Source organism: Ulvibacter litoralis, assembly GCF_900102055.1.
In the GTDB taxonomy this organism is placed as follows: Bacteria; Bacteroidota; Bacteroidia; order Flavobacteriales; family Flavobacteriaceae; genus Ulvibacter; species Ulvibacter litoralis.
On record NZ_FNBA01000003.1, the window covers coordinates 526293 to 542226 of the forward strand.

Genomic DNA, 15934 nt, shown 5'->3' on the forward strand with positions numbered 1-15934 from the left:
TCATTGATTATTTTTTAGCGCTGTTAACTCTTTTTCTAGTTTTTCTGCTTTTCCTTTAAACGTTTCCATCGCTTTTTTTAGTTGACTTACTTTCTTCAATATTTCTTTATCCTGAAGGGTTTCATAAGAAATCGTACCGTTTGTTTCTTTTATTTTTGATTTGCTGCCGCATGTTGGGCAAATGGATACTTGACTCATAACTTTTTTATTTTTTAATCGTAATGAATACTACCTTTCCTCCAAGTTGAGGTTGTAAATGATATTTCTTATTTTGACCAATCGTATTTAAAAATGCTTTCGTTTCGGTCATTTCTGCATTATCAACATAGATAATTGTGTTGGTATGAAAATTAGGTTCAAGCATTTGAAATAAGGGTAGGTATAAATCTTTCCAGCCATCCAATAACAATAAATCTATAGGTTTGTCATGATTTTTTAAGGTCACCATGGCATCACCAATTCTTACATCAATTAAGTCAATTACTCTTGCTTTTTTAAAATTTTCAATGGCCTTTTGAGCTTTAGATTCGATTAATTCTGTAGTAATAATATGACCTTGTGTTTCCAAAACTCCTTGTGCTAAAAACAATGTCGAAATGCCAAATGATGTTCCAAACTCCACAATGTTTTTAATGTTATTTTCTTTGATAAGCCACTTCAAATCTTTTCCTTGTTCTCTGGTGATGGAAAGGTATACATCTTTAAAATCTGTGGGTTGCATAGACTTGAAAATACTATTTGCAGCTCCTTTCATCATTTTAAGCATATCAAATTTAGAATCTTCAAAAAGTTCATTTAAGGTTGCTGTTATTTGATTTTCTTGTGATGTTATCATAGTTTTTAGTTTTAAAAGAAGGAATATCAGAATACGATTGATATTCCTTACTGTTGTGCATCAATTTAATATGCCAAATTAAAACCAATCAGTTCCAGGGTCTCCAGGAAAAAAAGCGTCAGGAAGTGACAATAATAGTCCACCTTCATGATAAGTAGGATATAATAATTGAAGTTCATCTATTACCTGTTGCTGTGTTGTTGCTGTACCTCCTCCAGAAAGTGTTTGAGTTCCCTTGATAATACCTTGGGCGTTTTGTAGATATTCTATATTTTCATCAATTACAGTTCCTACATCAGAACGAGATCCGTTATGGCCTACAAAGAGATGGTTGTAATCTGAAAAATTGGTTTTTAGCATATTTAAACCAGCTATCCAATTGTTAATCTCATCTTCGGTGTCATTTGGTGTATATTCTCTTAAATAAATATGAGTAAGGTTATATACAAGATCTCCAGAAAAAATCACTTTATGTTCTTGATTATGGATATAGCCATTTTCTCCAGTTTCGGCGTTAGACACTTTGTCAAAAGTAAATTCTAAACCTCCTATTTCTAGGGAGCCATTAACTCCAATTACTGCATTAGGGTATAAGCTTGTGAAATCGGCTGTGTTATTTAATTGATTCGCAACAGTACTTTCGGCATAAAAGTCCAAATCAGTAAAATTTGCTGCACCTCCATAATGGTCGCCATGATTATGAGTTATAATAACAGCACCAGACTTATTGATAAGATCTATATAAGCCTTTAATTCATCTGCAAAAGCAGGCGCAGGCCCTAAATCTACAACTACAATATCATTTTCCGTCTCAACAATCGTTACTGTGTAAGGTGCCGAAGTAAAATCGATGGTATGATATCTTACGGTATTTTCTGTAATTACGTTTACAGAGCCCGTTGTAATAATGGAACTTGAAGGTGCAGTTCCGAAGTCTACTGTTACTTGTGAATTTGAATCATCATCACTACTACAAGCATACACTGTAATGGCCAACATGATTGTGGCCGCAAATTTTAAATTTAAATACTTCATCATTTTAATGTTTAGTTTGATTATTAATACTGCAAAATTGAGGTATTAATAAAATATTCGAACTGGAAAAATGATGCTAAAAATGGTAAATATGGGAATTATTTGTTTTTTAATTGCTGAGATTTAAATGCCTTTGGAGTCATACTCATTTTGTTTTTAAAAAATTTTGTAAAGTTGGTAACTTCATCAAAACCTGTGTCAAAAGCGATCTCTTTTAAGCTTTTTTCAGTACTTACAATGGCACGTTTCGCCTCAAGGATGACATAGTTGTCTATGAAAGATTTGGCAGTGTTTATGGTGAAATCCTTCACTACTTGATTTAAGTGTTTTGTAGAAATGACCAATTTATCAGCGTAATCTTTAACGTTTCGGGTAGTGGTATAATTGGATTCTACTAAATTTTTGAATTTTATAAAAGTATCGTAGTGCTTTGAATTGTGGTCTTGTTCCTTATTGGTATGTGTTTTACGTTCTAGCCTTAATAAATATATATTTAATAAAGAAGCAACTATGTTTTTCTGAGCATAGGTATTTTCTATTTGCAATTCTTGTATAAGTTGCTTTAGAAAAGTGTCATTGCCTTTTTTATCATAGGCTATGGGTGAAGATGTATGGTAATTATATAAATGCGATATTAAATTTATGGACGATTTTGAAAAATAGTTCAGTACGAAATCCTCTGTAAATAAAATTAAGAAACCTTCATATTGAGGATTGCTTTGAAAAGCATGTACTTGTCCTTTCGCAATTTTCAAGACTGAACCTGCCTTTAAACTGTATTCTTTTAAATCAATTTGATGGGTTCCAGTTCCTTTCGTAACAATTAACAATGCAAAAAAAGTGATTCTGTGTGGTAGCGCAGGATTATGGTCTAAATCAGTAAATATTCGGGCAAATAAATTAGATACATTTAGAAACTCAAAATCGTTTGAGTTTTCGGCACTTTGAAATGATATGTTAGGAATGTTTTTCAAATAGGTTTTTTAGCGTTCATCAACTTAATAAATATTTTTAATTTAATCTTAGCACTAAATTATTTGGAGCTTTGTGAGACTCAGGAAGGCAAACTTTACGTTGTTCTTATATAACCAATATAGTTAAATATTTGCAATCAATTACCTCTAGTTTCGTAAGCGCTATAATTGATATGCATTGTTAATGGTATGACTTTCTATTCCAATCCTTTTTTGTCAGGATTCCAAAATGGCTTCGTTTTAATTTGTTTTGTATTCCATTGAAGCTCTTTTCTTAAATAGTTATTTATAGCAATACAAATCCTACTATCTCCTGCAATATATGCCATTTTAGCACCTTTAAGTTGCGGCAATAAATGATCTATTTTGGCTATAATTTCTTTTAGATTATTCTCTTCTATGCTATAAAAGTTGAATGGTTTTTTATTATCTATATCTGCGTATAATTCTGTAATATTATTGTTGTAAATAATGATTTCTACGTGTTTGTCTTTAGATAAATATCTATTTATAATATATAAATGAGATAATGCAGATAGGTCGCCAATCATTAAATAGCTATCTGCAGTAGTGTCTAAGGTAAACTTACCTCTTTTTGTTTTGTAATAAATAGTATCGCCAACCATACAGTCTTTCACCCATTGCGCACCAATGCCATTGCTATGTGTGGCTATGGCAAGACTAAATGTGTTTTTGTCTTTATCTATACTCCAAATAGAATAGCTTCTAACCATATCTTTTTTTGAGCTAGCTTCTTGACCTAAACCAACTCCTAAGCGAATAAAACAGCCTGGTACAAAATCCATTGTTTTTACTACTTCACTTTGAATTTCAATTTTATATACGCTTTTTGAGAGTTGTACTTTGGATGTAATTACACCATTATCCATTATTTTTTTGATGATCTTTTCTATGAACGCCATAATTTTCAATTTTTCAGTTTTGCTTTTAAATAAATAATTACTCTTGTTAAAACAGCCGGAATGCACAAAAAGACAGTTACTTTTAGCAATGGAAGTACATAAATTAGCTATTGAATTGTTGATTAGTCAACTATTGGTATAAATTTTTATTTGATGTTATTAAGTAGTTTGTTGAGAAGTTGATTAAGGTTTTTTGCTTCTTCTTCTGAAAAACAGCTTAATGCTTCATTAACGGTTTCTTCAGATGCTTTGGTAAAAACTTGAACCATTTTCCTGCCTTCTTGCGTTAGTGAAATGGTATGTGATCTAGAATCTTTTCCTGATTTTCTAATTACTAGGTTCTTTGTTTCTAAATGGTCCAGTAATCGTTTTATTGCAGCTCTATCTTTATGTTGTAGTTCTGCAAGCTGACTTTGATTCATTTCTCCTTCATTAGAAATTACCACTAATAATCGCCATTGTTCAGGGGTAGTATTAGATCCTGTACTTTTAAATTTGGCTTGTAATTTTTGTTGTAATATTCTAGAAATGGTAGTGGTTAAATAACCAACCGAATCTGTAAACACATATTTTTTCATTTAATAAACGTTGATTAGTCAACAAAAGTAGTCAAAATAATGAAATGAATTATAAATAATTTAATTTGTTTTATGGGGCATATTTTTACTTTACCGTTAACGGGTTATTATATTGCAAGTTATGCGTTGTGAAGTGTAAGGCTCAGCAAGACAAGCTTAATGTGATTTTTAGATAACCGATATAGCTAAATATTTGTAGAGAATATTAAATAATTACCACAAGAGCCATCATCGTTAAATTTTGTCGTAGCACGTTTTTTTATTTATTTCGGAGGAATATTATACTGAATCCAATTAAGGTTAGTGCATATCCAATAACTAATCGAAATGGTAATGGTATAACATGCCACAAGATTAAATTTGCTATTAAAAGAATAATTATTCCAACCTTAGCTTGCTTCAAATAATTTAAACTTACAATAAGTAAACCCACATTGAAGACTTTTGAACTTGGTCCGATTGTCATAAAAGGTTTCCAAATGGAAGGAACTTGAGAAATGTGATTAGTAAATTCATTTCGCATTTCTGTGGTAGGAAAGCTCCACCAAATAAAGTCCAACACACACATTCCAATAATACACACAATCCCAATGAGGGTTATAGGTATTCCTATCAAGCTAAAAATTTTTGTAGGATATGATACGGTTTGAGGAATCAGAAAAACAACACCTAACAATAAAAACCAATGAGCGAAATCAATCGGTACTTGCTCATATACAAAATCATTACCTTTAGTTAATATTAGTTGACCAATTAGAAAGAAAACGAGTCCAATCAAAAACAATACCTTGTAAGCTATACTTCTTTTATCATTACAATGTTCGATCATTGTTTATTATTTTTCAGTTTTCGATTCAATCCAATGTGCTACAACGGGTTTGTATAATAATGGTTGCGTTTGGCGCAACGCGATGCTAGCAGCGGCGGCGAGTTCAAATTTTACTTCTTAGTTCCAATTATTCAGAGCAGCCTGAGACTCAAAAGGCAATCGAGTTCGAATTTTAAGAAACCAATATAGTTAAATATTTGCAATGAACATTATGTTACTTCCTCAAGAGTAATGATTCTTTTGTGTTGTTAATAATTGTCGCTACTCGGAATCTATTAATATTTTATCAGAATTTAATGTAAATAAGTCATCGGAAATTTTCTTCTCTTGAATTTTTGTGGCTTCTGAAATTGATTTAAAAAATCCTGTATAAATATGTTCGTTACGAATACTTACAGATTCAGATTCATTCACAAATAAATTCCAAAAACCAGAGGTGAAATTTTTATATTTTTCAGAATTCAATTTGTACTTAGGACTGTAATAGTGAGTTCCATCTGTAATTTTGAAAGGAGTATTAGGATCAGTTGATTCATATTTTAATGTAATCGAGGGACACATTTCACCAAGAATCATCTTTTTTTGATTTGGATGTTTTTTAATTTCAATTAAAATATCAGAGCTTGAATTGAGTTTTGAACGGTAGATTGTATCTGACTTTTCATATTCTGTATAACTATAACCTTCGTCAAGCCGAATAGTGCTTTTAGACCATCCTTGTTCGGTTTTAGAATTATATATCATAATATATCTGTCCTCCTGAATATATGCCGTAAATGAATCTCCGATTGCGTATTCTAAATATTTAGCAGAAATATTTTCATTTAAGGATTCATACTCAATTTTAAAATCAATTTGACCTTCAAAATAATCTTGAGCTAATAGGTTATTGACTGTAATTATTAAGAGAAGTTGAGTTAGTAGGAAGATTTTTTTCATAGATTGTTGTTAACAGGTTTGTATGCTAATCGTAGCGCTTGGCACAGCGTAATGAGGACAGCAGCGACAAGTTCAAACTTCACTTCTTGGTTCCAAATTCAACAGAGCTGCGTGAGACCCTGCCTGCCGGAAGGTCGGTCAGAAGGGCAAGCGTAACGTTGTTTTTCAGAAACTAATATAGTTAAATATTTGCAATCAATTTGCTTCTAGTTTCGCAAGAGCTATAATTATTGTTGTATTGTTATCCACTAGTCTTATCAACGAAAGGTTTCAATTAGAAAAACGATTCCAAATATCCAACCTAAATACAATACGGTATAAGTTATCGAATACATTGCTGAAACTCCAATATCATCAACAGTTTGCTTAGATTTTGAAAATACTAATCTTAAAGCTCTAAAAAACACCCAATACAGCATTGCTAAGATTATAAAAATTGAAATCCAAAAAAATGCTTCTAAAAGAAACAGAAGAATAATGAAAAGTATTGCCATTCCAATCCAAAGTAAAATTGAGATAATTATTCCACTGATTCCGTCATCTGAGGAAATACTTGGCACATCTATTTCTGGGATTTCTCCTGAAGATGGAATGAATTCTCCTGATTTAAAAGCTCTAAATTTCGGAAAATTGTCAATCAAACCAATTCCTTTATAGAGTCCATAAGTCATAAATAGAAAAAGCACCGTTCCAATAATTCCTAATGATAAATACAAATTTGAAGTAACTGATCGATTATAGTTTACTCCCGTTAAATAAACAGTGAAAAATGTAATTCCGATTACGAGCAAGGAAACTATAAATACGGATTGTCCTTTTAAATAAGTTTTTTTTGCTTTCATTTTTTTTATTGCTTGTGGCTAACGGGTATGTATAACAATAGTTAATTACTGGCAACACCTTAAGTTAATTCCAAATAGTTATCAAACAAAAAACTTTTGCAACGCCTTACACAAGTTCAAATAAAACGCCTTGAGTAATTTGTTTACTTGGTTTTCCGTGGGCTTTTATTTTCTCTTACGTCAATTCTCTATTGAAATCTTTTCGTTTGGAAATTAATTCATTTTGAATTTAAGAGATTATTTGCTCTTATATATTGAAATCTGTGTTTACAAATTTTCAACTAAGTCAAATGAATGAAAAATATTATCCATCAATAATCTGATAGATTGATTTCTTATATTCTGAGGGCGTTTTTGAAGTTACGCGTTTAAATTGTTTAGTGAAATGAGAAAAACTATTGAAACCTACCTCACCAGCAATCTCAGTTAGCGACTTATTGCCTACAGACAAAAGTCGAATAGCTTGTCTTACTCTAAATTCGTTTACAAATTGAGTAAATGTTTTTTTTGTAGATTTCTTAAAGTATCTACAAAAAGCAGGTATCGTCATAGTAGCAACTTGACTTATCTGTTCTAAACTAATTTCATCTTCATAGTTTTCTTTTACAAAATTATATACCTGATTGATTCTCTCATCATCCTGATTCTGGATAATCAGAGTCATTCCTTGAGCATTGAGAACTTCGTATTCCTCTGACTGAGATAAGATTTGTAATACCTGTAGCATGCAAATAAGTCGATCAAAATAAGATTTCTTCTCCATAGATTCAAGTTGAACACCTACTTCTTTTCTTGTTTTTCCGAAAAAAGAAATACCTGACTTTGACTTTTCAATGAGTTTATTTATTGACGCAAATTCAGGCATAATTTGAACTGAAGTCTTAATTAAATCCTTTTTAAACTGAATTACTATTTCTTCATTGACACCTTGAAACCCAAACTCATATCCAAAATGTGGGATGTTTGGCCCCATGAGAATTAATTCGCCATCTTGAAACTTAGAAATATGATTGCCTACATATCTATTCCCGAAACCTTCTTTGATATAAACAAGTTCCACCTCAGGATGATAGTGCCAATATGCTTTAGCATCTGGGTTTCTTTCGGTAAATTTAGAATACCTAAGAGAAGAACCAAGATCTGGTTCTACCTTCTTTAATCTGGGTATTAAATTATGTTTCGGATTTGTCTCCATCTTCGGTTGTCTCCTGAATATGCTTTATATTAACCACTGGGACGCCTAAATTGACGCATAGGGTTAAATATGAGCATTAAATTACCAATTCTGCCATAAAGAAAGGAAAAATAGTTGATGATCTTTGAATTATCAAATATTTAAAAAATTTAAAGCACTTAGTTATGAAAAAAATATTATTTACCTACGCAATTATTTTGAGCTGTATCTATTCAGCTTCTGCAATGAAAAATCCAACAAGATCTGTATTTACTCTTTTGTCTAACGAGAAATCATTTGTTATAGACTTAGAAACATTTGAAGGGGAAGAAATTAATTATGTTTCATTGGAAGACAAAAGTGGAGAAATCATATTCTCTGATTACATTGAACCTAATAAGAAAATAATCAAATATGTTTTAGACTCCTTCCCGGCTGATGTATATACGGTCAAATTAAATGGTGACTATCTTATAGAGGACTATACGATAAATATAACGGAAGAATCTGCAACTCTTGTAGGCGCTAAGACTTATACAAGTCCTATTATTAAAAGCCATGAAAATAAAATTGTGGTTGAAAATCGAAATGACAGCGATACGGAAATTAGACTCACCATTTATAGCGATGATGAAATTGTCTATTCATTTTCTGAAAGCTTCGAAGGATCTTATCGAAAGGTATTCAACTTAAAACAATTAGCTAAAGGAAATTATAGAGTCTCGGTAAACAATGATCAATTTACCAAAGAGGTTTCAATATCTCTTTAATATAAAGCACGGACTTGCGTTAGGTAAGTTGCGCCTGCCCGCCGCAGGCAGATGGTTAAGCAACTAATTTAGTAAACAAAAATGAACGCAAGATAATTCCGAAGGAATTTTCAAGTAGGCAATCGCTGCAGCAATAAATTATGCCGTGTTGGCAAATCGTTTTTATTACCAGAATATTCCAAAAATCCTTTTTTTCATTAATCGCTTTTGTTTGTTTTAGCCATCCAAAAAATGTCAATAATAGAGTAAAGAAAGGAAAGTACGTTTGTAGATCTTATGGCTAACGACGGGTTTGTATAACACTCTTTTCGCCTAGCGCAGTGCGCAGTTGGCAGCAGCTTCAACTTCAGCCTTCGTTTTGGAACCGAATTATTTGGAGCTGCGTGAGACTCAGAAAGGCAAGCGTAACGTTATTTTTCAGAAACCAAGATAGTTAAATATTTGTAGAGAATATCAAATAATTACCACAAGAGCCATGATTGGTATACGTTGTTAGCAAACGTTTTTAAAATTGGTTGATTGCGATTAATTATTTACAAACTCTGCTAAAACACTTTTCAGTTGACTTTGATTTATTGGTTTGATTAAGTAGTTACTCATTAAGCTATACTGTTCAGCCCTATTAATATCTTCTTCACTGTTTGAACTTGTTAAAATGTAAATAATAACATTTTTTTCTATAGGTATTTTAGTGAATTCATCCAGAAACTGCCACCCATCCCAAATAGGCATGTTTAAATCTAAAAATATAATTTGGGGTAGTTTTTCACTATTTAGAAACATAGCTTTTAGTGTATCATATGCTTCTTTTCCATTTTTACAAACTAATATTTTTTCAACAAACCCTGATAGTTCCATATATTTCTTTGTTATAAACAAATGCATTGGGTCATCTTCAACAATACATGCTAAATCTATTTTTCTCATTTTGGTAATGTTATTTTAAATGTTGTACCTAAGTTTACTTCACTATCTATTTCAATTTTGCCATCCATACTCTCAATTTGGTTTTTTGTAATAAATAGACCCACTCCTCTGGAGTCATCGTGACGATGAAAAGTCTTGTACATGCCAAAGAGCTTGTCCCCATTTTTTTTCAGATCTATCCCTAACCCATTATCTTTAAAAAATAAAGTAATCATTGATTGTTCAGTTTCTACATCTGCATAAATCTTCAAATAACTCGCTCTTTCTTCACTTCTATATTTTATGGCATTTGTAATCATGTTTAGCACAATACTATCAAAGTATGCAGGAACACCTTTGACGGTTAAGTTCTTATCTACATTATTTATGATTTCAAATTGAGCTTTCATTATTTGTATGTTCAGGCTCTCTATGTTTTTTTGAATAACTTCATGGATATTTACTTTTGAAACAACGGCCTGTGTTAAATTCACTTTTATAATTTCTGTCAAATCATTTACGGTCTGATTCAGATTTTCGGCTCCTAAAATGAGAAGTTCAAATAATTCATTCTTCAATATATCTGGCTGTTCCATTTGAATTAAATCGAGAATTCCAGATATACCTCCACTGTGAGAACGGAGATTATGGGATACGATATTTGCAAAATTTCGGAGTCTTCCATTCTGCTCATTCGTAATATCGAGCAGTGACTTTATCTCTTTCTCAACTTCTTTCAATTCACTTATATCGGTAGCTACACCCAAATAACCCACAATATCATCTTGATTAAGAATAGTATTGATAGAAAGTAAAACGGGGAAAGTTGTACCATCTTTTCTTATATAGGTCCATTCTTTGGTGGTTGGCTTACCAATTTTAGCTTCATAAACAAAGGCTTCAAAACCTTTTACTTCTGTTTTATATTTTTCAAACAATTCAATGCTTTGCTTTTCTACCTCTTCACGATGGTGAATTAACTGTGGATTATGTATACCTACCAATTCTTCGGCTTTATAACCTAGTAATTTTTCGGCACCAGAGTTGAACAAGGTAATTGTACCTTTAGTATCGATGGCAATAACCGAAACTTGTTTACTTGCTTCCAATATGGCTTGCAAACTCGAGATAGCATGTTGAAGTTTTCTTTCCGCCTCTTTTTCCTGACTAATATCCCTTACAAAAGACCAAATCAGTTTCTTTCCATTGCTGTCCTTTATCACCACTCCTTGAAGAGCTATAGGGTATCGTGAGCCATCTTTACGGATGTATTCCTTTTCAAAGAGATCATAGCTTCCTTTGCTTTCCATTTGCTGAATTGCAGTAGTTTCAAATGGCTCATACTCCTTGGGCGTAGTATCCCAGTAACTCAGTGATAAGAATTCCTCTTTATTGTAGCCTGTTGGTTCAAGTAGTTTATTGTTTACATCTAAAAATTTGCCAGTTTCATATTCATTTAGAGCGATTCCTATCGGGGATAAATTGTATAAAGCAGATAACAAGTCTTTTTGGTAGTCAATATCTAAATGGAGCTTTTTGCTTTCAGAAATATCTATAATTTGCGAAATAAAATAGACTCCTTTACCTTGCTCATTCTTTACCATAGATACTGCTAATAGGATATGAACTATATGTCCATCTTTATGGAAGTATCGTTTTTCCATTTGGTAGTGATCTCTTTTGCCTTCAATAAGTTCAGTTAAAAGCTCTAAATCAGAATTTAAATCATCGGGATGTGTAATGTCTTGAAAAGTAAGCTTAATTAACTCTTCTTCTGAATACCCAATTATTTCGCTAACCTTTGTGTTTACCTTTAGCCATTTCCCTTTTTTATCTAACAAAGCCATTCCAATGGCAGCATTTTCAAAATTTCCTCTAAAAGCTTCTTCACTGATTCGTAGCCTTTCTTCTCTTTGTTTTCTTTCGGTAATATCCTGGTGGGTACCATACATCATCAAGGGTTTTCCGTCTTTGGTCCATTCAAAAACTTTGCCCCTATCATAGACCCATACCCAGTGCCCATCTTTGTGCTTCATGCGTACTTCAAACTCATAGTAGTCTACCTTTTTCTCAAAACAAGCATTTAGTCTACGTTGGGATTCTTCTAGATCATCTGGATGAGCTAATTTTATCCAGGTTTCTATGCTAATAGGAGTGAGCTCTTCCAAGCTATAACCTACAATTTCTGCCCATCTTGCATTAAAGACGGTTTCCCCAGTTTGTACATTCCATTCCCACGTGCCAACATGGGTGCCTTCTATTACCGATTTGAATCTTATTTCATTGTGCTTTATTTCAGTAATATCCTGAAAACTACCAATGAGCTTATCGTCCAATTTTCTTCCTGTTGATCTTACCCATATCAGTTTGTCTTTAGCGGTGATCATTTGGCATACCAAATCAAAAGGGGTGCTATTAGAAATACACTTTGTAATCGCAGCGGTAATTATAGGACGATAGTGAGGATGGTAAAATTCTATTGCATTTGCTTTATTATGGTTGAAATCCTGAGATACTTCGTGGATTTCATAAACTAAATCACTCCAGCTCGTTTTTCCTGAAGCGATGTCCAATTCCCATATACCTAACTTATTAGCTTTTTGTGTTTCTTGGAGCAATTCATTCATTTTCTCTAGTTCTTGATTAAGAACATCTAGCTCAATACTTTTTATTCTGTTTTCAAAAAGCTTTACCGTTTGTTGAGCTAATTTTTTAAGCTGCTCCAACTGCGATTTGTTGAGGTTTTTAGGCGTGTCATCAATAGTACAAAGTGTACCCAATGGGAAGCCATTGGAAGTAACCAAAGGGATGCCTGCATAAAATATGACATTTGGATCACCGGTAGTTAAAGGATTGTCATGAAACCGTTCGTCTTTTCGGGCATCCTCCACTATGAATGGTTCATTTGGTTGATTGATAGCATGTGCGCAAAATGCGTAGTCTTTAGGTGTTTCACGAACTTCCAAGCCATGGTGAGAAAGAAACCATTGCTTGTTTTCGGTTATCAAACTAATTAAAGATATTTTTGTACCGCAAATTTGTGCAGCCATAGTAGTAATAAAGTCATAATCGTCCTTCTCGGAAAGCCCAATCAATTGATAACTTTCTAATTCTTTTAGTCTTTCTGACTCATTTTCTGGTATTTCGGGGCTTTTCATAATTCGATTTTCTTTTCAGAATTCTGACTAACGTAAAATTTACAATAATTTTCCCACACAAAAATTTTACTCGTTAGCTCAAGAAATTAACAGGTTTTTCTTGTGTGTATTAGCCACAACGTGTTAGTATAAGCAATGTTGCGTTTGGCACAGCGCGCTGAGGGCAGCAGCGACAAGTTCTTCATTCTCCTTTTAGTTCCAAATTATTCAAAGCTGCGTGAGACTCAGAAGGGCAAGCGTTACGTTATTTTTCAATAACTAATATACTTAAATATTTATAGAGAGTATCAAATAATTACCGCAAGAGCTATAATTGTTATATGTTGTTGGCGGTTCGTTTTTATTTTTTTACTTTAAATTTTTTGTCCAAATGTCAATAAATTATTGTCTGGATCAAGAATCGAAAATTCTTTTTGTCCCCAAAGTTTGATTTCCAATTTACCATTTGGGTGAATTTCAGTCTGTTTTTTCAATAATGATTTATAAAATTCGTCAATATTGTAAGTCCGAATATAGACTTGTCCATAATTTTCTTTCGGGTCTATTTCTTTAAATTCAAAGAAATGGATTTGGATTTGGTCTTTTTCCACTATCAAATAACCGTCAAAATCGGTACTTCCAAATTCTTTAAAACCTAATTGGTTTGTGTAAAATTCCCGAGTCACTTTTTTGTCACGCATCGGTAATTTCGGATTGATGTCCGTTAGCATATTATTATCTTAAGTTTTAAATCTATATTTAAGTTGTCCAAGTCAGTTTAATATCCATAATTCTCCTTCTTTATGACAGGTTTTCTTAAATGACCGCCAACGGTAACGTATAAGCGTAGTGCGGGATTTAAAGCACTTAACTTTCGGTTTACCACTATGTTTGTTTATGTTCAATTCGTTTATTTTTAGTACTTTAGCCCGCATTGCGCTTATACAATGTTGTGGCTAGTTTTTCTTTCTTATTATTTTCACAATTCGGTTTATTATAATTTCTGATAAGTTCCATTCATACCCTTCAAAATCTGTTGTGTTTATAAACTGAACTACCACAGCATCTATATCTTTATGGTATTCTGCGAGACTTTGATAGCCAATAACTAAACCACCGTGATTATATTCGTAAGGATATAGTTCCTGTTCTCCTTCTTCAAATACAGAACCATCATTCAAAGCTCTTAGAAATGTTCCAACATCTTCTGCGGTTGCTAACATTCCAAAGTCACGGGCTTTAAAATCTTCTTTAATTCCTACATAATATCCACTCATCACATCCACTAAATCTACTTCAGTAATCGAAAAATATGTATTTTTCAACTCTAGGGGAATTAATATTTTTTCTTTGATATAATCATTGTGATTGTATCCTAAAACCTTATCCAAAATCCTACGAAGCAACAAATAATTCGTGTTCGAATATTCATATCCTTTGTCTGGTTTAAAGCTGGCAGGTAAATCTAAAGCAAAATCTAAAGCATTTTTGCCATTTTCTTCTTCGTTTTCCCAAAACGCTGGATTATCAGTGAAATTTGGAATACCAGAACGGTGCTGAATCATCATTTTCAATGTGATTTCATCGGCATTTTCTATTCTTCCTTTTAGTTCGGGAAGATAATCGGTTAATGATTTATCAAAAGACAAACGCTTTTCTTTGACCAATTTCGTAGCTGCTACAGCTGTATATAACTTGCTAATGCTAGCAATTTTGAACAATGATTTTGGGTCGGCTGGAATTTTCTTTTCTCTATCTTTCCAACCGCCAGTATAGAACTGGGGTTGTTTTCCTGCTTGGTCTACGTAAACAATCATACCGTCAAAACCATAACCTATTGCTTCATCTACTTGTTCTTGAATGGTATCTGGTAGTGGTAAAATCCAAGCCTTTACCAAAATCCAAGGAACGAAAAATAATGAAACTACCGTTCCAATAAGCAATAATGCTCTTACAACCCATTTGGCTTTTTTATTTTTTATCATATTTCTGTTTCAGCCTTCGCTTTTGTGTTTAGTTTGTATTATACTGAAATAGGTTGACCTTTATCGGGTTTATTTTTCGTTTTTTAAAAGGTCAATAGTTCTAACTTTTCTTTATTTCTTTTGTAGGAATGATACGCTACATTTTGGTTAGTATGAACAAAAGCTGGTGTGTTTAATTTCAGACTGTGATGCGTTCTTTTATTGTTGTAAATACTGACAGCTCTTTTAATAATCTTCTTAGCTAAGGTAGCATTTTTTACAGTTTGTTTGAGTCCGTATTCGTATTTTAATGTTCTGTTTATTCTTTCAGCCACCGCGTTTTCGTATGGATCGTACTGCTGTGTCATTGATAGCGTTATATTGTTTTGTTCCGCAAACTCTGTATATGCAGGGTTACAATACTGGATTCCCCGGTCTGAATGATGTATTAGTTTTTCATTAGGGTACTTTCGGTTTTTAATAGCCATAGCGAGCGCATCCGTACAAAGAGATGTTTTCATGTGTGAAGCTAATTTGTAACCCATAATCTTCTTTGAATAGGCATCTGTGACCAAAGCCAGATAACAATGCTTGTTCTCTGTTTTAATATACGTTATGTCACTTACCCAAAGCTGTTCAGATCGGGTAGGGGCTTTGTCTTTTACTAGGTTATCATATTTATAAAACTGATGTTTAGAGTTTGTGGTAATAAAATATCTTTTGGTCCTAGGAACTAATAGGTTATAGGTTTTCAAAAGTTTATAGAACTTGTCTCTTCCCATTTTAATTCCAAGTAGTTCCATTTTAGGTTTGAGTTTATCATGTAACTTAATTCCACCTGTTCTTTGTCCGACTTCATTTCTATAATTTTTAATCATTTGAATTATGATTTGGTCGTTTTCTACTTTGGTTTTATGAGATTTTAAGCGTTTGTAGAAGGCTTGTTTACTAATCCCAAAACATTGGATCAACCATTTTCTTTTAAACGGTTTTGTTTCTTTTTTTCGATCTCGTCTGCTAATGTTTTG

16 protein-coding genes are annotated in these 15934 nt (G+C 32.6%); 1 reads left to right on the forward strand and 15 read right to left on the reverse strand.

The window, feature by feature from the left end:
- The 10 genes from BLQ00_RS12505 to BLQ00_RS12550 form a co-directional block, all read right to left on the reverse strand.
- Window positions 1-198 carry a hypothetical protein gene (locus BLQ00_RS12505; protein WP_093144637.1) on the reverse strand — a complete coding sequence of 66 codons (198 nt, stop codon included), beginning with the start codon at window positions 196-198 and terminating at the stop codon, window positions 1-3.
- A 7-nt stretch (window positions 199-205) separates the two neighbouring features.
- Complete coding sequence (locus tag BLQ00_RS12510) at window positions 206-835, reverse strand: O-methyltransferase (protein ID WP_093144638.1); 630 nt, start codon at window positions 833-835, stop codon at window positions 206-208.
- A gap of 78 nt (window positions 836-913) precedes the next feature.
- A complete protein-coding gene (locus BLQ00_RS12515; RefSeq protein WP_093144639.1) occupies window positions 914-1873 on the reverse strand; it encodes an MBL fold metallo-hydrolase in 960 nt (319 codons plus the stop codon).
- Between the two features lie 95 nt (window positions 1874-1968).
- The gene (locus tag BLQ00_RS12520; RefSeq protein ID WP_093144640.1) at window positions 1969-2844 is read right to left on the reverse strand and encodes an AraC family transcriptional regulator; all 876 of its coding nucleotides are present in this window, start codon (window positions 2842-2844) and stop codon (window positions 1969-1971) included.
- 197 nt (window positions 2845-3041) lie between these two features.
- Window positions 3042-3767, reverse strand: a complete 726-nt coding sequence (locus BLQ00_RS12525; protein WP_093144641.1) for a siderophore-interacting protein — start codon at window positions 3765-3767, stop codon at window positions 3042-3044.
- A 146-nt stretch (window positions 3768-3913) separates the two neighbouring features.
- Window positions 3914-4345, reverse strand: a complete 432-nt coding sequence (locus BLQ00_RS12530; protein WP_093144642.1) for a MarR family winged helix-turn-helix transcriptional regulator — start codon at window positions 4343-4345, stop codon at window positions 3914-3916.
- Between the two features lie 259 nt (window positions 4346-4604).
- Window positions 4605-5174, reverse strand: coding sequence for a hypothetical protein (locus tag BLQ00_RS12535; protein WP_093144643.1), 570 nt, complete (start codon window positions 5172-5174; stop codon window positions 4605-4607).
- 261 nt (window positions 5175-5435) lie between these two features.
- The gene (locus BLQ00_RS12540; RefSeq protein ID WP_093144644.1) at window positions 5436-6113 is read right to left on the reverse strand and encodes a hypothetical protein; all 678 of its coding nucleotides are present in this window, start codon (window positions 6111-6113) and stop codon (window positions 5436-5438) included.
- 257 nt (window positions 6114-6370) lie between these two features.
- Window positions 6371-6955, reverse strand: coding sequence for a hypothetical protein (locus BLQ00_RS12545; RefSeq protein WP_093144645.1), 585 nt, complete (start codon window positions 6953-6955; stop codon window positions 6371-6373).
- Window positions 6956-7259: 304 nt separating this feature from the next.
- A complete protein-coding gene (locus BLQ00_RS12550) occupies window positions 7260-8150 on the reverse strand; it encodes an AraC family transcriptional regulator (RefSeq protein ID WP_093144646.1) in 891 nt (296 codons plus the stop codon).
- A gap of 197 nt (window positions 8151-8347) precedes the next feature.
- Between BLQ00_RS12550 and BLQ00_RS12555 the strand changes: the two genes are divergently transcribed.
- Entirely contained in the window at window positions 8348-8899 is a 552-nt protein-coding gene (locus BLQ00_RS12555; protein WP_139149409.1) for a hypothetical protein, read from the forward strand.
- Window positions 8900-9424: 525 nt separating this feature from the next.
- On the opposite strand, the gene BLQ00_RS12560 is transcribed toward BLQ00_RS12555, so the two are convergent.
- From BLQ00_RS12560 to BLQ00_RS12580, 5 genes are all read right to left on the reverse strand, one after another.
- A complete protein-coding gene (locus BLQ00_RS12560) occupies window positions 9425-9826 on the reverse strand; it encodes a response regulator (protein WP_093144648.1) in 402 nt (133 codons plus the stop codon).
- Window positions 9823-12963 carry a PAS domain S-box protein gene (locus BLQ00_RS12565; RefSeq protein WP_093144649.1) on the reverse strand — a complete coding sequence of 1047 codons (3141 nt, stop codon included), beginning with the start codon at window positions 12961-12963 and terminating at the stop codon, window positions 9823-9825. The genes BLQ00_RS12560 and BLQ00_RS12565 overlap by 4 nt, the downstream gene beginning before the upstream one ends.
- 353 nt (window positions 12964-13316) lie before the next feature.
- Complete coding sequence (locus BLQ00_RS12570; RefSeq protein ID WP_093144650.1) at window positions 13317-13673, reverse strand: bleomycin resistance protein; 357 nt, start codon at window positions 13671-13673, stop codon at window positions 13317-13319.
- Window positions 13674-13898: 225 nt separating this feature from the next.
- Window positions 13899-14927 carry a serine hydrolase domain-containing protein gene (locus BLQ00_RS12575; RefSeq protein WP_093144651.1) on the reverse strand — a complete coding sequence of 343 codons (1029 nt, stop codon included), beginning with the start codon at window positions 14925-14927 and terminating at the stop codon, window positions 13899-13901.
- 83 nt (window positions 14928-15010) lie between these two features.
- Window positions 15011-15934: IS3 family transposase (locus BLQ00_RS12580; protein ID WP_093144652.1), on the reverse strand; the 924-nt coding region annotated here is incomplete at its 5' end.